The sequence below is a fragment of the Mesorhizobium sp. B2-3-10 genome (genome assembly GCF_006442275.1).
In the GTDB taxonomy this organism is placed as follows: domain Bacteria; phylum Pseudomonadota; class Alphaproteobacteria; order Rhizobiales; family Rhizobiaceae; genus Mesorhizobium; species Mesorhizobium australicum.
In genome coordinates, this window is record NZ_VFVT01000002.1 from 377,619 (window position 1) to 396,612 (window position 18,994).

Annotated in this window: 15 protein-coding genes and 2 tRNA genes; 8 read left to right on the forward strand and 9 right to left on the reverse strand. The window is 57.0% G+C overall.

The features are described 5' to 3' along the window. Nucleotides 1-49 precede the first annotated feature (49 nt). Nucleotides 50-1,066, forward strand: a complete 1,017-nt coding sequence (locus tag FJ943_RS08495; protein WP_140720709.1) for a hypothetical protein — start codon at nucleotides 50-52, stop codon at nucleotides 1,064-1,066. Nucleotides 1,067-1,095: 29 nt separating this feature from the next. Beyond that, complete coding sequence (locus FJ943_RS08500; RefSeq protein WP_140720711.1) at nucleotides 1,096-1,344, forward strand: hypothetical protein; 249 nt, start codon at nucleotides 1,096-1,098, stop codon at nucleotides 1,342-1,344. Between the two features lie 583 nt (nucleotides 1,345-1,927). Here the strand turns inward: FJ943_RS08500 and FJ943_RS08505 are convergent. From FJ943_RS08505 to FJ943_RS08515, 3 genes are read right to left on the reverse strand one after another with little or no spacing between them, the layout of a single operon-like run. Continuing rightward, entirely contained in the window at nucleotides 1,928-3,691 is a 1,764-nt protein-coding gene (locus FJ943_RS08505; RefSeq protein ID WP_140720713.1) for a hypothetical protein, read from the reverse strand. After that, entirely contained in the window at nucleotides 3,688-5,007 is a 1,320-nt protein-coding gene (locus tag FJ943_RS08510; RefSeq protein ID WP_140720715.1) for a DEAD/DEAH box helicase family protein, read from the reverse strand. The genes FJ943_RS08505 and FJ943_RS08510 overlap by 4 nt, the downstream gene beginning before the upstream one ends. After that, nucleotides 4,986-7,274: an AAA domain-containing protein gene (locus FJ943_RS08515; RefSeq protein ID WP_140720717.1), complete on the reverse strand. Its 2,289-nt coding sequence runs from the start codon at nucleotides 7,272-7,274 to the stop codon at nucleotides 4,986-4,988. Before FJ943_RS08515 ends, FJ943_RS08510 begins: the two co-directional genes overlap by 22 nt. 41 nt (nucleotides 7,275-7,315) lie before the next feature. Between FJ943_RS08515 and FJ943_RS08520 the strand changes: the two genes are divergently transcribed. Beyond that, nucleotides 7,316-8,269: an SIR2 family protein gene (locus FJ943_RS08520; RefSeq protein ID WP_246671846.1), complete on the forward strand. Its 954-nt coding sequence runs from the start codon at nucleotides 7,316-7,318 to the stop codon at nucleotides 8,267-8,269. A 34-nt stretch (nucleotides 8,270-8,303) separates the two neighbouring features. Here the strand turns inward: FJ943_RS08520 and FJ943_RS08525 are convergent, their stop codons facing one another. Next, on the reverse strand, nucleotides 8,304-9,980 hold the full coding sequence (locus tag FJ943_RS08525; RefSeq protein ID WP_246671847.1) for a RecQ family ATP-dependent DNA helicase: 1,677 nt from the start codon (nucleotides 9,978-9,980) through the stop codon (nucleotides 8,304-8,306). Between the two features lie 168 nt (nucleotides 9,981-10,148). On the opposite strand from FJ943_RS08525, the gene FJ943_RS08530 reads away from it, so the two are divergent. After that, nucleotides 10,149-10,634, forward strand: a complete 486-nt coding sequence (locus tag FJ943_RS08530; protein ID WP_140720721.1) for a hypothetical protein — start codon at nucleotides 10,149-10,151, stop codon at nucleotides 10,632-10,634. A gap of 73 nt (nucleotides 10,635-10,707) precedes the next feature. Here FJ943_RS08530 and FJ943_RS08535 read toward each other — a convergent pair whose 3' ends face one another. Then, complete coding sequence (locus FJ943_RS08535) at nucleotides 10,708-11,745, reverse strand: HNH endonuclease (protein WP_210242402.1); 1,038 nt, start codon at nucleotides 11,743-11,745, stop codon at nucleotides 10,708-10,710. A 384-nt stretch (nucleotides 11,746-12,129) separates the two neighbouring features. Further along, nucleotides 12,130-12,205: transfer RNA gene (locus tag FJ943_RS08540), tRNA-Val, on the reverse strand. Nucleotides 12,206-12,422: 217 nt separating this feature from the next. On the opposite strand from FJ943_RS08540, the gene FJ943_RS08545 reads away from it, so the two are divergent. Together FJ943_RS08545 and FJ943_RS08550 are read left to right on the forward strand one after the other, a co-directional pair. Next, a tRNA-Asp gene (locus FJ943_RS08545) sits at nucleotides 12,423-12,499 on the forward strand. A 312-nt stretch (nucleotides 12,500-12,811) separates the two neighbouring features. Continuing rightward, entirely contained in the window at nucleotides 12,812-13,327 is a 516-nt protein-coding gene (locus tag FJ943_RS08550; protein WP_015318186.1) for a hypothetical protein, read from the forward strand. Between the two features lie 70 nt (nucleotides 13,328-13,397). On the opposite strand, the gene rbsK is transcribed toward FJ943_RS08550, so the two are convergent. Genes rbsK through ugpC form a run of 3 tightly spaced genes read right to left on the reverse strand, consistent with a single transcriptional unit; the run spans nucleotide 13,398 to nucleotide 15,861 of the window. After that, nucleotides 13,398-14,327 carry a ribokinase gene (rbsK, locus tag FJ943_RS08555; protein WP_140661974.1) on the reverse strand — a complete coding sequence of 310 codons (930 nt, stop codon included), beginning with the start codon at nucleotides 14,325-14,327 and terminating at the stop codon, nucleotides 13,398-13,400. A 4-nt stretch (nucleotides 14,328-14,331) separates the two neighbouring features. Then, entirely contained in the window at nucleotides 14,332-14,784 is a 453-nt protein-coding gene (locus FJ943_RS08560) for an RbsD/FucU family protein (protein WP_140617019.1), read from the reverse strand. 27 nt (nucleotides 14,785-14,811) lie between these two features. After that, nucleotides 14,812-15,861: a sn-glycerol-3-phosphate ABC transporter ATP-binding protein UgpC gene (gene ugpC / locus FJ943_RS08565; protein ID WP_015318189.1), complete on the reverse strand. Its 1,050-nt coding sequence runs from the start codon at nucleotides 15,859-15,861 to the stop codon at nucleotides 14,812-14,814. Nucleotides 15,862-16,138: 277 nt separating this feature from the next. Between ugpC and FJ943_RS08570 the strand changes: the two genes are divergently transcribed. Both FJ943_RS08570 and FJ943_RS08575 read left to right on the forward strand, forming a co-directional pair. Beyond that, nucleotides 16,139-17,803 (forward strand): sugar ABC transporter substrate-binding protein, encoded by a 1,665-nt coding sequence (locus FJ943_RS08570; protein ID WP_015318190.1) that lies wholly within the window; start codon nucleotides 16,139-16,141, stop codon nucleotides 17,801-17,803. 69 nt (nucleotides 17,804-17,872) lie between these two features. Continuing rightward, entirely contained in the window at nucleotides 17,873-18,994 is a 1,122-nt protein-coding gene (locus tag FJ943_RS08575) for a sugar ABC transporter permease (RefSeq protein ID WP_140720722.1), read from the forward strand.

Here is an 18,994-nt window from a genome sequence, read left to right on the forward strand (position 1 = left end):
CGCGTAATCCATGCGTCCAGAGTTACTTCGTCATTGTCTGGAGGTTTGAATGCGGAAATTGACTCTGTTGCCGACGATTTTACTCGCGAGCTGCTCAATTTATCCTCTTCCCGACGACATCATGGCCTACAGCAGTCGTGATATTGCCACCCAAGTTCGGTGCGAGACTCGGTACGCGCTGCAGCAGCAAATATTGGATATGCTTACGAGTGATGGCGACAACGTTTACTACGATGGCAAGGTTGGCTCAGCAGCCTCGGCTGCGCTCGACTCCGACCGAACGCAATTTCACAATCTATCATGGAAAAAGTTTAAATGGGAAGGCCATGATGATTTTAGCGAGACGTTAGAAGATCTCGGATCGACCATGGTGAGCTACGATTTCACTTTGGACGGAACCGAGAACAACGCACTCGGATTCTCGGGAACTGTGTTAGGTGATTTTTCGCCACGAAAGCACAACCTTGGTTTCGGTTTAGGCAATGACCGGACACGCGAGGTTAGTCGCCACTATAGGGTCTACGATACTTTTAACAGTCTCGTTATGGGAATGACTGAAAAGTTCTGCCATAACTTCAATATGTTCGACAAGAGCTCGAAGCTTCCGGACAAATCCTTCACGACTAAGAACCATTATCTCTATCCCAGCACGGGCATGTTGAGGATTGAGACGCTAGTTCACGATTTTATCATACAGGACATTGAAGGGAATCTGGGCTCTGACCCAAAGGCTGGAGGCTGGAAGCAGCCAAACATGACTGACACGATCACGATGACCACCAAGGTATCAGGGAATCTCAATCCCACATCTACATACACCCCTCTTAATCCGGGATGGGATGTAATCAGTTTGGGCCTCAAGGCCGACAACTACCGAACGGACAAGCACACCATAATAGTAGACTTGTCATTGCCGCCTGACAAAACAGGGCAACCCGTGTACGACAATTTCGGCAGGTTGATCGATCCAAAATCCGCCGCCGCTGCAAAGAAGCAAGCCGATGACAATCTCGACCAGACCGAGCGGCGAAACTTCGAGCAGAGAACTACGGTATTCGTTCAATAGGCAATGATAGGAAAACAAGGGAGGGATTCATGGCTGCTCGTGTTAGACTTCCGTACAGTGTTGAGGAAGTTGTTGCTGCCATTAATATAATGAGGGATGAAGGAACTCTGGAGGCATTCGTTAAAGAGGCGGGCGAAGGAAGAATCTCTTTTGCGGTGCCAATGCCGCTCTACCAGCTAGCCTTTAAATACCTTACGCCTAAAGTAGAAGCGGTAGGGGACGATAGAATGGTGGATATGGCATTGAGACGCTCGCTGCCATGCTGTCCTGAGCGCTAATCCTATAATCTGTGGCCCTTATCGCGAATTAATGTCTTCTGTCTAAGTCGAGGCATACGGTCTGGCCAGCGCGAACCTACTAATCCGCCCTCGCTGATATATCCAAGGTTCGCGGCGGGGCGCCAAGGGTTGCTGACAATTTCGCGCATAGGTTTGTCACATCACGGTTTAGACCTTTTCGCCGTTTGTCACAAAAAATGGTCATCGGCCCGATGTTACGTCTCGGAACCACAGCCTCGTTACCTCACTTCAGGGTATACCCTGACGTGCCGCTCGGCTTAGCAGGCTGTGGGTATATTGCGACGCCAATAGCTATGCCGATATCTTCATTCAAAGAGGGAACTAACTAGGCCGCCCCCTATCTGTAACACGTACGTCTCTCCCTCCAAGCACGCGAAGGTTCCCCAAACCCCATAAGAGGGTCGACACTTTCGGCCAAGTAGGCAAGTTCCGTCAGCCCCTTCAGGCGCCTTACGAAGAAACCGCATTGCGGCAAGCCAAGCACATAATGTTGACGCTCACGGGTCAATGCTATTCTGAGATCAGGAATTCTCGAGAAGTATCTTGTGAGACCGCATAGAACTCACAGGTCGGCCGTTGCCAAGGTGTTTCTATTTCGAGCGAGGTCGATGGCCGTCGTAACCTTTTTCCTGAGAGCGTCTCCGATGCCGTTCCCTCGCGCGACAACACCCACTTCTGCTCCGCTTGGCTTCCAAGGATCAGCTGTTGTTGCCAGCCAATTGAAACTTGTGATCACAATCGTATCCCGGTCCCAGACAAGGAATTTCCCGTGAAGTTTATCAACAGAAGATACTTTGACGCCCCTCTCCTGTAGCTCTTTCAGAGCTGCGTCTTTCTGTGCGTCCGAAATCGAATCGGTTTGATTCTGAAAATAGAGGGAAACAGTTGTTCCCGACGACGCAGATGTTCTCATCGGTACAAACACCGATGTTTCGCCTGCTGGACCAAGCAGGTCGCATCCAGCGACGATGTCCTGCTTAGCCTCATCTCGGGCCTCTCGAACAATAGCCAAATGCTCGCGATCAATGATTACCGACAAGGTGTTGGGACCGTCTACCCGTTTCGCACTAGCCCGACATTGGTTGTAAATTTCAACGAGCCTATGAACGTCAGCACTCCAAGGCCCGGAAGCTGGAGTTCGCAGAGAGGCCAACTGGGCTGCTAGATATCCTATCAACCACATTTCTCGGACGCGAATGCTAACTTCGACCGCATCATAGCGCGTTGAAAGCCAATTGCAGGACCCCACATAGGCTTCCACCGCGCCATCTTTCCCGCAATCGGAGAGCAATATCTTGCAGTGCGAACCGGTCTCATTCTTCGCAAACCGTATCTTTGTTTGGAGGGACGGGCTCAGAGCATCAAACATAGCCTTTACATCGGAGAAAGCTTTCCTTGACCAATCCGCAAGCTCCTTGCTTCGCTGGCCCCATAGAACCTCGATCACAACACCTCTGGCTGCGGCCTTCTTGAAGTGCGGCATGAGATTACCGACTGCGCTCGGACCTAAAAAGCAGCTGTGCACAACCGCAAATGTTTTTGCGTCTCGAAGAAGGCCTTTAATGACCTCGAAATGCTCTTTCCCACCGACTATCAAATCATCTTCGCAGACGTCGGCAAAGCAATGGCGGTCGTCCGGCTGCGTCCTTGGATTGACGCCATCGTCGGCGACCACGCTCGGCCGATTAGGGTGAGCTAAGTTTACCTCAGAACGAATTGCTTCGATGAGCAAGGGCGGGGCATAACTTGGGAGTCCCTCGATTTTACCACCATCTGCCACAGTTGCGACGGCAAGTAGGTTCTGAGAGGTGATGCGATAATCCACCCATTCTTCGAACGTTTCGTCCTCGAGCATATAGAGCCTATCAAGGCTACTCGCGGGAGACATGGCCAAACGGTGCTCTCGCGAGGGCAAAACTATCGCATTGGCAGGAATATTGTCGCGGTGGATAAGGGTCAAATCATCTGGCTTGAAGAAGCCTGCCGCAATGCGGTCCATACATAGAATGGTACCGCGCTTCAATGTAGTCCAGTCTTGTGGGAGTACCGGGTCCTTCAATACCTCTTTTCCAGAATGGGTGGCCTCGAACATCACACCGTCGGCCGTGGAGTTGAGTTGAACCCATCTTGCGCCCATGAGTTCAATAAGCGCCTGTATCACTAGATTCACCGGCAACTTCGCGGATTGGGCGAGGCCGATAGAGGTCGTAGGCGACTGCGCAAGACGGTAAAGAACGAGATGCTCCAGCGGAGTCCAGATTCTCCCACGACGTACCATGTATTTTGTGGAAACTTTGAAGATGGGGATACATACAGTGCTGGTCAAAATAGAGATCCCTTAGTCAAGCTGTAGGGTACTACCGCAACGCTTCCGGTCTGCCTGCCATGTTTTAGGAACCTAATCAGGCGTGCTATGTGAGCGAGTTCTTCTTCACCGTTTGGCTCGACGGAGCAGTCAATTCGACTCTCCATAAAGTTCCAACTTCCGATAAGGACCAGCTTGTGTCGAGCTCGGCTTACTAGGACGTTTACGCGCCGAGGATCAGCCAGAAAGCCAAGCCCTTTCCCCGGTTTCTCGTCATTGTTCCTTACTAGTGAAGCTATAATAATGTCGGCTTCACTACCCTGAAATTCATCTACCGTGGCTCCCTTGCGCTTTCCAACATCCATGTCGAATTCAGGTGCGAGTAAATTCTCAAGGTCAGCACCCAAACGCATCCTATCGCCGATAGCCGATGCGATCCGTCGCACCTGCGCCCGATAAGGCGAGATAACTTGGACATGACAAGACACTCCGTCTACCGAGCGAATTGTCGATAGCACCCTTCCGACAGCCTCAATTTCGGTAGGATTGGAGTAGCGAGGCGCGCCGTCTCCTCCTTCTTCGCCCCCCGCAAATTTCTCTTGCTGAACCCATGGCATGTCTATGAAAACTACGGGCGCCGCGGGAAGCCAGCTTCCGGCCACGATGCTATAAGGCGGCGGTTCCTCAGAAAAGCGCTTGATTGCATCCGGGTGTGTTTTAAGTCGTCCTTTATAGAAACACTCCGACACGAGCTTGGCTATCTCTGGGTGCATCCGATGCTGAAACTTAAGCTGCTGCGCGATAGAGACCCCAGCCACTGTGCTCTTTGTCGCACGTAAAAAGAGCTCGGCAAAGAATTGCACCATTGGAAGCCACTCTGAGCAGCTATCAGAGAACTTGATCTGGCCATTGGCGTCGAGGTTCATGAATGCTCTGTCAATGAGACCCGGAGCAAACTGCGCCCCCATTTTCAACGCATTGAGAATTCGCGGCGGCTCTCTAAACAGCGTTTCAAATCGCTCGAAATTGTACGGAGGCAGTTGGCTTTGATCGCCAATAAGCAGGAGCCGATGGCTGGCCTGCAATGCCAGAGCTAGGTCAAATCCGTGAGCCTTCCCAGCCTCTTCAATAATTGACCAGTCGAACCGGCGACCGTCCTCAAGCATTCTTGCTAATTCACCTGAATTAGATGTCGCAAAAACGACGTTTGCCGCCTGCCGGATCAAAGTCTCGAAGCTTCTTCTCTCAAGCGAAGATGCTGTTGATGTCGCGCTGCTGCTGGTTCGGCTCTGAAGGTATTCCGGGGCAGTCGCTGCTAACTCACTTTCCGCGAGCAATCGAGAATATTCTGACGCCCACCTGCCAACGTGGTCGTCGTCGTTTTCATCGTGCGAATAATTATTGGCCGCTCGGCGAGCTCAGAAATGTCTCTGAGCCATCTCGGGAGTGCTCTCCGGGCGTTTCTAACGGCTTCGTGAGAGTGTGCTGTGATCAATATCTGAGCAGCTGGATCATGTGCCAGCAGCCCGCTGGCGAGGGAAGCGATGAGTCTAGTCTTGCCGGTTCCCGGTGGCCCCTGTAGCGCATAGAGAGGCTGGGTCCCGAGAATTGCCGCAAGGGCGTCGCTTTTGGAATCATCGAGCCCAGCGGCGGCTATTTTGGGGTCGGGACCGCTCTCGGTGTCTCGACGCGTGCGGGCTGGGTCCGAAATGGTGTCAAGAAGACCGGCGTGGCTTCTCAGCGCGTCGATGGCTTGATTGCGGCGGTACAACTGAGCGACAGTTCCACCTAGATCGCGTGGCGTCAGATATAGTTTTGCACCAACCGACGGCAGTTGTAGGCCAATGTCTTCCTGCGAAAACAGATACTTAACCCCCTTGGGGTGCTGCACACAGCTTCTATAGCGCCACCTACCTGCTGACGTTTGCTCTTCCTTGCGGCTCAAAAAACCAACATCCGAAAATGAAAACTCCGCGTCTTCGGACAAGCGAATGGTGGGATCCCCTGTGAGAAAATCCTTCATTTGTTGATCTGTCGGGGAAAGATCTAGGTTTTGTGCCAACGCATTTCGATCTGGATCGCTCACCGGGGTGACGTTGAGGTCAATCCGGTCGCCTGAGCGTTGCACTGACACGACTTGGACCGGCCAAAGTTGTGCAGCGGCCAGAAGCGCATCAAGCTGGTTGGACAGGTGAAAGAACTCGAAAACTGACTGTTGCCTTTCGTCCAAGGGCTCCACTATTTTGTCAAATGGACAGGCAGAGTCCCATGCTATGCCTTCTGACCGAATGCGCTTCAGGTTGTCACCGATCTGTCGCATCGTGCGAACAGCGATTACCCGGTCTTCGAGCGTTGCCGACTTGTCCGTTGGATCGGTTCTCGGATTTGCAATTCTAGCGCAGTATCCCGCATCCCACGTCTTTTCGGTTTGCCTGCCGGTCCATTGAGTGACGTGATAATCAAGTAATTTTCCAGATACAATATAGTGCGGCGCTGGTTGAGATCGGGCCGTAATCCGCGGCGCCGAAGACAAATCACGTGTCAAAAAGCCAATTTGCGCGGGTATATCCGATGGCTGGATGGGGACGCCTTGCTTAGTACGCTCATAGATCGCCTCGGAAACCCGAGAACCGACACCAAGGTTGAAACCGATGTAAAGCGGCTTACCTTTTGCAAGATTGCGATTGTGAACAGAGGCCGATGCCGCTGCTAACCCCTGCAGGACGGCAGCGCTCTGAGCCATTCTCTGGTCTGGGTCGGCTTCAAGCAAATCGTGAAGAAGAGCTCGTTCTGAGAGACTCAAGTGACTGTGTTCTGCTATCGCCTCCCGTAGCTTGAGTAGGTGCTTGTTAGTCCGGCCTGCTACGCTCAATCCAAAAATTTCGCAGGCGAGCAATCCGAAGTCGAACCAGTCGGTAGCGAAGGAATAACGACCATCATTTCCAAAAAGCTCAGGAGCTCGCAGACGTGCCGCATCACTTCGTTCTGCCTTGCCTGCGACCGGCGGAGATGCAGATATCTGTAGGGACCATTCGAACCCGCTGAGCCTGAAATCGCATTCACCCTTGGAATCCGTGAAGATTGATTCGGGGCCGAGCGACCTGTGAATCGAACCTTCAGCGTGGAGTATGCTTAAGGCGGTGGCAACGCGCGTCATTCCGTCCCAGACACGGCGACGGACCGACGGAGAAGCAATCTCTTGCAGCCATCTGTTCCTGCCTCTTTCCTGCAGAAGAGAGGAAAGCAAAACTCGCTCTCCGGCATCCAGAATCACGTAGTACCGGCGACTATCCGAACCGAGATCACGTAGCCTAACAAAGTACTCAGACGCTCGAGGATAAGAACTTAGCCGCAGCAGACTGCGTATTTCATGGTTCCACAATGCCCGAAGGTCGCGAGATTCGCCCTTTTTGGTCCACGTGCGCGCATAGAGATACATGCTTTCATCGGAGGCTTCCCACAGCGACGGGAGTAACCCCGAGCGATTACCCTTTATAACCTGTCGCTCAAGACGGTAGCGTCCGGCTTTGGATGCGTTGGTATTCAGAGACCCCTCCCGTAAGAAACTGTGCAAGTTGCTGTAGCTATCTAAGTTAAATATCATTACTCATAACTGAGGTTCCAGCGCCACCGGGGGGGATGTTTTTGACGCAAGACCATGCAGCCAAGCCTGACGCCGTCGACCCGTACCTCCGCAGCCCATCGGCTGCTGACCCCAATTTCGAGAACTTTGTTTCCAATTGGAAGCGCCTTCGGTCCAGATTGACGATATTTCTAGGCGCGGGGGCGTCAGTAGGGGCAAAAAATCGAGACGGCCAATACTTGCCGACCGCTTTTGATTTGCGCAACGATGTCTGGCGACAATTCATGTTGGATGATGCCGACAAAGAGTCTTTCGACCCGACAGCACTCAAAGGCATGACACTTGAGCACGCGGCTGCGATTGCCGAGTCCCGTACGGGACGGAGTGCGGTTATAGAGCAAGTTGTGTCAACATTCGATTGCGCAAGGCCACTTTGGCAGCACGCGGTCACTCCGTTTTTACGTCCAAAAGCTGTTTTTACTGTCAACTTTGATGAACTGGTCGAGAAGGGTTGGAGATTGCAATCCGGCAGCTTTGGGGTTGAGGAACTAAATCTTAGGTATAACTCGAAGGCGGATACGAGCGCCCCTCACACACCATTATTCAAGCCCCATGGAACGTTGCAGCACGCAAATAGATCAATTGGGTCTGGTGGACTTGTCATAAGTATGTTTGACTATTTCGAGATGATTGGCGACTACCGAGATATGATTGAGAAATTTCTATTAGATTTTGATCAGAGCTGCGTATTATTTATAGGATATTCATTTGGTGACATGGACATTTGTTCGGAGTTATTCAGGCTTCGCAGAAAGCGTAACGTGCCGTGGTACGCGGTTTTCCCCCGTGACGATTCTGACGTGCGGCGAATGTATCAAGACAAGTTTGGTGTTCTCCAGATCAACAAGCGATTCTTGGATTTCGTCGTTGAATTGGATCAGCAAGTCGGTTTTATTCCGGACGAATGGAAATTCGACCGCCTTGCTACAATTCGCGCAAGCGAGAAGATTCAATAAAGTCAGTCCGGTGGGGGCGCAATCATGCTCAATTTTAGCCCCGTCGAAATTCGCCTCCCACGATGTGCGTAACATAAGCTATCGCGCCATGTTTTTTGATGGTTGCGGCGTCGCAGCTATCGCAGCAAGCGGTGTGGTAGGTTGTTCGCGCACGTGTTCCAAAAGCCCATTCGAGGATTCGCTCTGCAAGGCCCAGTCTATGCCGTCCCTCGCTATCGCCGAAATAGTTGCGGATCGACTTACGAAGACAAGAAGTTGAGCGCAGCATTTCGGCTACCTGATCGATGTTCCGGTTCCGTTGCTCCAGCATTACCGTTCTTTGGTCTTTGTCCCCCGGTGCATTCGAGACAGTCAACTCGGCCATGAATTTGAGGCGTCCCGTATCACCTCGGCCCTTACCGTCGTGGAACATGACCGAGACCGACGGCTTCCCATCTCTTCCAGCACGGCCAAACTCCTGCAACAGGTCTTCAACAGATGCTGATTGCTGCCAGTGCACCACCAGCCGCACGTTAGGAACGTCGAGGCCCATGCCAAAGGCGTTGGTGCAGACAATCTGATCGACCACTGGGCGGCTCTGCCCCAAGAAGCGCTTCACGAGTTCCTGCCGCTCCCATGCAGTTCCCAGCTTGGAATGATAGAATGGGATGTCCAACCCCATCGCCGACAAAGCAGTCCGCAGCTCGTCACCCACTTTTACCGTAGGGACGAAAATCATCGCCTTCTGCCCCTTCAAGTGGGGCAGCGCCAGCATGGATGCTATTTCCTGCGCCCGCTGTTCAGATCTACAATGCCGTCGCAACATCGCGATGTTTGGCCTATCCACATCGCGGACGAACACCTTCGCGTCCGGGATGCCTAGCGAGGCGAGAATCCGGTCCTGCATTTCCTTTCCAGCAGTAGCCGTGAAAGCCAAGACGGGGGGAGCACCGAGCTTTTCCCGAACCTCGCGCAAGCGCCCGTACTCGGGGCGAAAGTCGTCACCCCAGCGGTCAACGCAATGGGCCTCGTCGATGATCAGAAAGGACGGCTCGCTCCGCTTGAGTTGGCTGCGCTCCGCATCGCTGCGAACAAAGAAGCGCTCCGGCGCTACGTAGAGGAGCTTGATGGCCTTCAGGCCAAGCAGAGAAAATCGGGTCTCCTTCTCCTCACGGCTCAGATCACTGTTGATGAACGTTGCCGGTATCTTCTTCCCGAGGAGGTCGGACACCTGCTCTGCCATCAGCGCCTTCAAGGGAGATACAACGAGGGCAACTCCGCGTCGGAGCACCGCGGGGAGCTGAAAACACAGCGTTTTGCCGGAACCCGTAGGGCTTACGACCAGCACGGATCTTCCAGATAGCGCTGCCAGTATGATTGGCAATTGACCCTGACGAAACCGGGCCAGTCCGAACAGCCGCAGAGCGGGTCCGAAGTTGCCCGCCGCTTCGGTCACCACCCCTTCACGGTCCAGCCATTTTGCAAGGCGCACAGCCCATATCTCCATCACCCGTCTCGCCAGACCACCTGCTAAGTTTGGGTGGTGGCGCGCGTGGCAGCCGTCACAGAGCGTCACTAAGTTCGACATTTCGTCGGTTCCGCCCATCGAGCGGGGGAGCAAATGGTGTACATCCGCATCCACCGACTTGAGCCTGATGCCACAAGACACACAGCAATAGCCGTCGCGCTGCAAAACCTGCTGCCGGATCATGGACCAGATATTGGATGGCACGTTCAGATCAAATTCCCCAATCTAGTCAGCAGTCGGCAGGTAGTCCCACGAAGGCATCTAAAGTCTACGCGGAATAGTGAGAGGTCTCAGTTAAAACCCGGTGTAGGAAACTGTTGACAGGTTTGGCGGCCGGAGGCATTGCCGCGTCATTGAGGGGATTTGGGCAGCATGATGAAACTGATTTTAGCGTTGTTAGCAGCCATTTTACTCGCCGTCTCACCGGCAGTGGCAGAACCCAAATTCGGCGACTATCCAACGAAAATGTATCTCAAGGGAAAGCCGGTCCTGCCGAAGTTCGCAGGCTCTGTCGCTCAATTCAAAACGAGGATACGGAACGGCATGAAGTCCGGCCCGAACTACGGCGGCCACTTTACCCTGATCGAGATCGGCTGTGGCACGTCTTGCATTTTCGCGTTTCTGATCGATGGCCGCGATGGGAGGCTGGTCGATTTCCCGCTAGGCGGCGAGGACAACTACCAGCTTCAACTCCGCTACGGCATCGACAGCACTCTCCTGCAGGCTGACTGGATGGACACGAGCAACGGCAAATATGACACGTGTGTCCGGCGCTTCTACGATGTGGGATCGGGGAATCTGACGAAGATCTCCGAGACCACGTATACGATCACACCATCCTCGTTTTGCAGCCAGTGAGCGCGGTGGGCGTGTGGTAGACAAATGGTCTCCTGCATTGCGATAAAACCCGGACCGCCAATCTTTCTCGGTTTCAATTTGTCTCAGGGCGGGCTGCCGTGGAGAGTTCGTTTAATAGCGTCCTGAGTTGCGAAACCGATAGCCAAGGTTTGCGACGGTGGATCATCCGATGACAGTTTGCACAGACAAGCGCGAGGTCGGTTAACGCCGTTTTGTCGCCCTCTCTCAGCGTATGGAGCGGTCGAACGTGATGCACCTCGATGAAGCCGTCGCCATGCGGGCCATACCGGTCCCCGAAAGACAGGTCACAGGCTTCGCAACGGAGCTCGTGCGTCTCTCCCAGAGCTTTCTGCTTACGGGCTTCCACTAGCCCTCTGTTACGTTCTCTTCGTTGGTGCAGGACCGTTAGCAGGCGGCCTTCTTCCGCTTCTTCTACGTAGTCGAGCTTAGGCTGGGCAGTATGCAGCGTTTCCGCGACGATGGCGGCCCGGATCGCGGTCGCGACGGCGCGCAATAGGTCGGGGGCTTGGGAGAATTCCGTCCAGACAAGCTCTTCCTCTCGCCCACCATGGCTCAAGCCAGCTTTACCTACAGCAGCGAACGTAGGATCAAGACGTCGAAAGTTCATCACCTTCATGTAGACGCCGTTTGGGTTGCGGAACTGCCCATCACCTGAAACGCCGAGGATCGCGGCCAGTTTGTTCAGATCTTCCGACAGCTTGGCGATCTTGCTGCTGGTCTTGCCCGGTGGAGAAGCTGGGTTCTCCAAATAGAGATCGAGCGCTAGGATTAGCTCATCACGGTTCCAAGTCGGATTGCGGGGCTTTGGTTCTGTGGAGCGCACGACAAAGCCGAGATTGCCCAGCACGTGCGCAACGGTGTTCTCCCCACCTGAGAAATCGATTGAGTGCAGCGGCATAGGTTGGCCGGGAAGGAAACCATGGGCTGCCCCCGCGATGGCCTTCGAGTGATATTCACGATTTTCAATGACCAAAAAGTACTTTCGAGCCTTGGCAAAGCCATACTTTTCCAAAAAGCGCTCGGGACCGATCTCGTCATACTCGGCTACGGCCAACTCGACAGCTGACCGCGTCAGATCAGATAGGCTCATGTGCGCCCCCCAAAGATTGCCGAGCAAATCCGTTTGACAGGGACACTCGCCCGGCTCGGCGGAAGGTGACCGGGTTTGCCACTGGAAATCAAGATCGATCAGTCCACGCTGAGGTGATGCCTATCGGGTTTCTGTTGTTCTAACACCTCCAACCCCGGGGCATCACGAGGGGTATAGACTACCTCGTCGGGGGTCATGCCCTTCTTCAGCCGTGCATAGAACACTGCCTCACTGATCCCTCCGTCCTGAGCGACTGGCCACGTGATTCAGCGGCTCTGTCGCTGAATGCAGTGCTGAGTCAGCTGTTGCTATTCTGTAGCTACGAGCCAAACTGATTGCAGCTTTAAGAGGGACTGAACGTCAAAATACTATTTAAATACAATATGGTGGGCGATGACGGGTTCGAACCGCCGACATCTTCGGTGTAAACGAAGCGCTCTACCAACTGAGCTAATCGCCCGCTCCGGGCCGGACCTTTAAGCGGTCGGGACCTGCTTCGCAAGGCCAAATGAGTGCGGGATGCCCTGTTCGCAGGCCGGATTTGCGAACAAAATGCCGGCTGTCAAAAAACCTTCTCCTGTTTGGCGTTATGATGGTTTGGTGCGCTTGACACCCGGTAGCGAACCCCTTATCCAGCGCCCCAACGACGAACACGGCTGACACGTGCTCGTCAATGCGCGGGTGTAGCTCAGTTGGTTAGAGTGCCGGCCTGTCACGCCGGAGGTCGCGGGTTCGAGCCCCGTCACTCGCGCCATTTCCCCTCAAGGACGATGATCCTTGGCTCCGGGGAAATGCCGACAAAATTGTCAAAGACCTCTCCAGGAACAGCGTCCGAAGACCTTCTTCGGCCCCGTTTTTCTCGGCTCCAAAATCGCCCTTGCATGAGCGATGCCTTGGAATCCACAACGCGATTCGTGTGGGTCGCCAAGCAACGGACGAAGAGGCCCTGCGGACAGCGGACGACTTGGTCGTTGCGAATCTGCTTGCGCAACCGCCCACAAAACGCTCGATTCATGCCGCAGGCAGCCACATTGCAGTATGCTGCCGGAATGGCATGGAGGACGTAATGTCAATTGCACCGAACATTTCCACGCGCACGATATTCACGCTGATTTGCCTGGGTGGCGCGACGACGGCCGCATCCGTCCTTTTTCCCGCCGCCGCGTCGGCCGACCGGCTGCAGCGATGCGCTCGCGAGGGTGAGATCTGCCGCCTGCCCTATCCCGCCGAGGTCGTCTACGGCGCCAGGGGCCGCACGACCTCGCGTTACATCGAGCGCAACGCGGTACCCTGTTCGAACCGCGTTTTCGGCGATCCCGCGCCGGGCAAGGAAAAGTTCTGCTTCATCGTGAAGCGCGACCGTGACGAGTCGAACGACGACTACGATCAGCCACGCCGCGAGAAGTGGGCGGTCTGCGCCGAGGAAGGCGAATTCTGCGATTTCTATGGCCGCAAGGTGGTCAGGTATGGCGCCCGCGGCCGGTTCACGCAGGACGTGTTCCGCAATGGCGTCCAATGCGACAACGATGCATTCGGCGATCCCGCTCCCGACCAGGGAAAGCGCTGCTACGTCATGCAGTAGCTTCTCAACGCCCACTGACCCGGAGGCCAGAACGGTCTGGGCTCCGGGACCCCGCGAACCCTGAGCAGCCTCAGCGCTTGGCCAGCAACGCCTCGACCTCCTGCAATGTCGGCATAGACGGTGCCGTGCCTGGACGGGTCACCGAAATGCCGGCCACGGCGCAGGCGAAGCGCACCGCCTCCAGCGGCTCCACGCCGCGCGAAAGTGCTGCGGCCAGGCCGCCGTTGAAGGCGTCCCCCGCGCCGGTGGTTTCGACGACAGGGCCGGCACTGATGGCGGAAACATGCTCGGAGCGATCCTTCGTGTGCAGGAGCGCGCCCTTTTCGCCCAGCGTGACGATGACCGTGCCGACGCCTTTTTCGAGCAGCTTGCCGGCGGCGGCGCGGGCCTCGTCGACCGAAGAAACTTTCAGCCCGGTCAACTCCTCCGTCTCTGTCTCGTTCGGTGTAAGATAGTCGCAGAGCGTATAGATGCGGTCGGGTAGCTTTGCCGCCGGTGCCGGGTTGAGGATGGTCGTCACCCCGGCCCCGCGCGCGATCTCCAACGCCCGCATCGCGGCATCGATCGGCTGTTCGAGCTGCGTCACGAAAACACCGGCACCCCTGATAAGGTCGGCATTGGCTTCGATGTCCTCGGGCGTGATCAGCATGGCAGCGCCGGGGCTGACGATGATGGCATTGTTGCCGCTCCCCTCCTCGACGAAGATATAGGCGGCACCGGTGTAGCTGTCCGGCGTGTCGATGGCGGCGCTCTTCACGCCGGCATCCTTCCAGGTCCGCTTGGCCATGTCGGCGAAGGCATCGACACCGAGGCGGGTCAGGAACGCGACGTCGGCCCCCAGCTTGCCAGCGGCCACGGCCTGGTTCGACCCCTTGCCGCCTGGCCCCAGCTTGAAGGAATTGCCAAGGATCGTTTCGCCCATGCGCGGCTGGCGCTGGGCCCTGTAGGCCGTGTCGGCGACAAACACACCGAGGATGACGACCGGCTTGCCCGAGGCCATGCCGCTACTCCGCATCCGGCGGCACGACGCCCTTGCGGAAGGCAAAGCAGCCGTAGAAGCGGCGTTCGCCGGTCTGGATGACGCAATAGGCCTGCTTGGCGCGCTCGTAGAAGGCGTAACGCTCGACCGGCACCATCGGCCAGGACTTGCCCTCCGCGGCATCGATCTCTTTCTGCACTTCCTTCTGCACGGCTGGGATCTCGTCCGGCTTTCCGACGATCTCCATTCGGGCGGCGGAATCATCGACGAACGTGTCCAGCGGGTAGAGCGACAGCACCGCCTTGACCACTTGCGCCGCTGGCGCATCGATGCGCAGCACCCGACCGAGCGCCGTCTGGCGCGCCACCGAATCGGACGGGAAGTTGGTGTCGGCGATGATCAGGTCGTCGCCATGCCCCATCGCCCGCAATGCCTGGAGCACGTCGGCATTGAGCAACGGATCGATCCCTTTGAGCATGATGGTCCTCGTGGAGTGCGTTTGAGATCAGAGACGCTTGCCGGCCTCGGCGTCGAACAGATGGATATGGTCGAGCCTTGGCCGGAGCTTCAGCGTATCGCCGGGCTTGAAGTCATGGCGCTCGCGAAACAGCGCCACCATCTCGCCGTCGCCGAAGCGGAGGAACACCAGGGTTTCCGAGCCGGTCGGCTCGACCACGGAAATCTTCGCCGGCACGCCTTCGGGATGGATTTCGAGATGTTCGGGGCGCACACCATAGACGACGGAGCGCCCTTCCTCGACGGTGTTGTTCGGAGCGACCGGGAATAGCGTTCCGGCAATCTCGACGCCGCCCTTGCGCCCGGTACCCTTGAGCAGGTTCATCGACGGCGAGCCGATGAAGCCGGCAACGAAAAGGTTCGCCGGCCGGTCGAAAAGCTCCAGCGGCGCGCCGACCTGTTCGATGCGGCCATCGCGCATGACGACGATCTTGTCGGCCATCGTCATGGCTTCGATCTGATCGTGGGTGACATAGATGGTGGTGGTCTTCAGCCGCTGGTGCAGTTCCTTGATCTCGGTGCGCATCTGGACGCGCAGCTTGGCGTCGAGATTCGAAAGCGGCTCGTCGAACAGGAATACCTGCGGATTGCGCACGATGGCGCGCCCCATGGCGACGCGCTGACGCTGGCCGCCGGAAAGCTGGCGCGGGTAGCGCTTCAGATAGGGGCTGAGGTCGAGGATGTCGGCGGCGCGCTTGACCCGCTCGGCAACCACGGCCGGATCGGTCTTGCGCAGCTTGAGGGCGAAGGCCATGTTCTGCTCGACCGTCTTGTGCGGGTAGAGCGCATAGTTCTGGAACACCATGGCGATGTCGCGTTTTGCGGGCGGCAGGTGATTGACGACACGGTCACCGATGGCGATCGTGCCGCCGGAGACGGTCTCCAGCCCGGCCACCATCCTGAGCAGCGTGGACTTTCCGCAACCGGACGGGCCGACAAGCACGACGAACTGGCCATCGGCAATGTCGACGCTGACTTCGTGCAGAACCTTGACGGTTCCAAACGCCTTGGCCACATTGCTGATCGCGACTTGAGCCATCGTTCCCCCATCGGCTCCACTGGCCGTAGGCGCAGAAGCTAACCAACGCGACCGGTCAGGGCAAGTCGGTCTCTTATAGATAAAAACCCGTCCTCGTTGACACGGCGTTTGGTTGTGAGAATAGTGACGAGCGCCAATCCGAACGCCGGTACTCTACCCGAAAAAACGGAACGCGAAGCGACGCAGGTCGGGGTCCTGATTTCGCTTCTAAAAAGGCCAGCGCCCGGCACGATTGGCACTTTCGATTCACGACTAACGTTCTGGGAGGAAATAGTCCATGCGAGTAGGTCTTTACGACAAACTGGTACGTGCCGGCGCCACAAGGCGCGACATATTGAAGGGCGCGGCCTCGATGGCCGCGATCGCCGCCGCATCCGGCGCCGGACTTGGCGCGCTGACGCGCCCGGCTTCCGCCGCAAGCGAACTGCGCTCGAAAATCCTGCAGATCCCCGGGGTTGGCAAAGGCCAGCCGACAGACGCCGACTTCCAGAAGGTCGGCGAGCTTTGCCTGGAGGCGACCAAGGCCAATGTCAAGGAAGGCGAGTTCGCCGGCGTCGAGCTCACCTTCATGGGACTCAACAACCAGAACCTGCACAATGTGCTGTTCCGTGGTTTCCTGAAGCCATGGGAGACCTATACCGGCGCCAAGATCAGCTGGATCGACCTGGCGCAGGCCGACTACAACGCCCGCCTGCAGCAGTCGATCGCCACCGGCACCGTCGACTTCGACATTATCGAGATGGGCGCGCCGTTCGAGGGCGACGTCTGCGGCAAAGGCCTGACTTCGGAGATGCCCGACTGGGTCAAGAAGCAGATCGACTTCGACGATCTCGTCAACTACCTCAAGCCGCCCGTCGGCACGTGGGATGGCAAGCAGTACCGGGTCACCATCGACGGCGACGCGCACAATTTCAACTACCGCACCGACGTGTTTGCCGATGCCGACCTCGCCAAGCAGTGGAAGGATGGCGGGGCGACGAGCGAATGGGGCGTGCCTAAGACCTGGCAAGAGGTTCAGGCCGTGACCAAGTTCCTGAAAGGCAAGAAGTTCAAGGGCCAGGATGTCTACGGCTACCTCGACGCGCCCAAGCCCTGGGGCGGGTTCGGCTTCTATTTCCTGGGCAGCCGTGCCACCGCCTACGCCAAGCATCCCGACGACAAGGCCTGGCTGTTCGACGCCGACACGATGAAGCCTCGCATCAACAATCCGGCCTGGGTACGCGCCATCCAGGACGTCATCGACGCCCTGCCGTCGGAGCCGGCCGACCAGATCAATGCCGACCCGAACACCACCGCCTTCCAGCAGTTCCTGGCCGGCACCGGCTCGATGATCCCCTGGTGGGGCGACGTCGGCTCGAACGTCAAGACCAATGACAGCTCGGTCATCGGCGATGTCACCGGCTTCTCGATCCTGCCGGGCTCCGACGATGTCTACAACTCCAAGACCGGCAAGTGGGAGAAGCTCGCCAGCGGCCCGAACTATTCGCCCAACTGCGCCTATCTCGGCTGGGGCGTCTATGTCATGGCCCGCGTCGATAGCGACGAAAAGAAGAAGAAGGCGGCATGGTCGGCCGCCGCCCATCTCGGCGGCAAGGACCTGTCGATCTGGACGGCGATGTATCCGTCGGGCTTCCAGCCCTACCGCAATTCGCACTTCGACATTCCGGAGTGGGTGGCGGCCGGCTACGACGAGGCGTTCATCACCTCATACCTGAAGTCGGAAGGCGACAGCTACAACCATCCCAACGCGGCGATCGAGCCGCGCATCCCCGGCATCTTCCAGTATTACAGCGCCGCCGAGGATATCCTGGCCAACACCTTCGCCGGCAAGATGAAGGCGCAGGAAGGCGCCGATGCCATCGCAGCCGCCTGGGAGAAGCTGACCGACCAGATTGGCCGCGACAAGCAGATCAAGCTCTACAAGGCCTCGCTCGGCATGTAGGCTGCCCTGTGAACCGTGGTCCGGCGGCAGCGCCGGGCCACAGCCTTCCCTTCCAAACGGGCGAGATTTGTGACTGACCAGACTTCGACCGCGACCCGGTGGCCGGCAGACGCCGCCCCCAATGATCTGATCCCGCCGGGCCGCAGGCGTCTGGGATGGGCGCTGATGGCGATTGCCACGTTCGGCCTGCTGGCGACGATCGTGGTGCAGATCCTCTACAAGACCGAGGTCGATACGATCGGCTTCGAGACATGGCGGCCCGTGGTCTACGCCTATGTGCTGTGGGGTGTGGCGATCGGCATCGGCCAGGTTCTTACACGCGGCGAGGACGGCCAGCGCGCGCTGTTCCTGCTGCCGGCCCTTTTGTTCACCATTGCGATGGTGATCTTCCCGACCCTGTTCGGCTTCTACATCGCGCTTACCGATTGGAACCTCTCCTCCTTCAGCGGCCGCAGGTTCAACGGGCTGGACAATTTCTGGCAGATGCTCGCCGACCCCTACTACCGCAACGCCCTGTTCAACATGGTACTCTATGTGCTGGCGGTGCTGGTCGAATATGTCATCGCCTTTGGCCTGGCACTGCTCCTCAACGCGCAGATCCGGGCTCGAAAGTTCTTCCGGGTGGTGTTCCTGATGCCCCTCATGCTGTCGCCGGTCGCGGTGTCGTGGATGATCGGCAAGTCGCTGATGGAATACCGCTTTGGACCGGCAGCCACGCTGGCGCGCCATCTCGGCTGGGAAGACCCGGCCTTCTTCTCGAACCCGATCACCGCCCGCATCTCGATCATGCTGCTGGACGCCTGGACCTTCATCCCCTTCATGATGATCATGCTGCTGGCGGGGCTGCAGGCGATGTCGCGCGAGGTGCTGGAGGCGGCACGTGTCGACGGCGCCACGGCCTGGCAAACCTTCTGGCAGGTCACTTTCCCGCTGATGCTGCCGGTGTCGGTGACGGCGGTGATCCTGCGCATCATCTTCAAGCTGAAGCTTGCCGACATCATCATCACGGTCACCTCGGGCGGTCCGGGCGGCGCCACCGATTCGGTCTCGAGCTTCATCTACCGCGAATACCGCGACCGCTCGAATGTTGGCTATGGCACCATGCTGGCGATGGCCTATCTCGTCATCATCGTGGTGTTCGTGACCTGGCTGTTGAAGTTCGCCGGTCGTTTCGTCCGCAATGTGAATTAG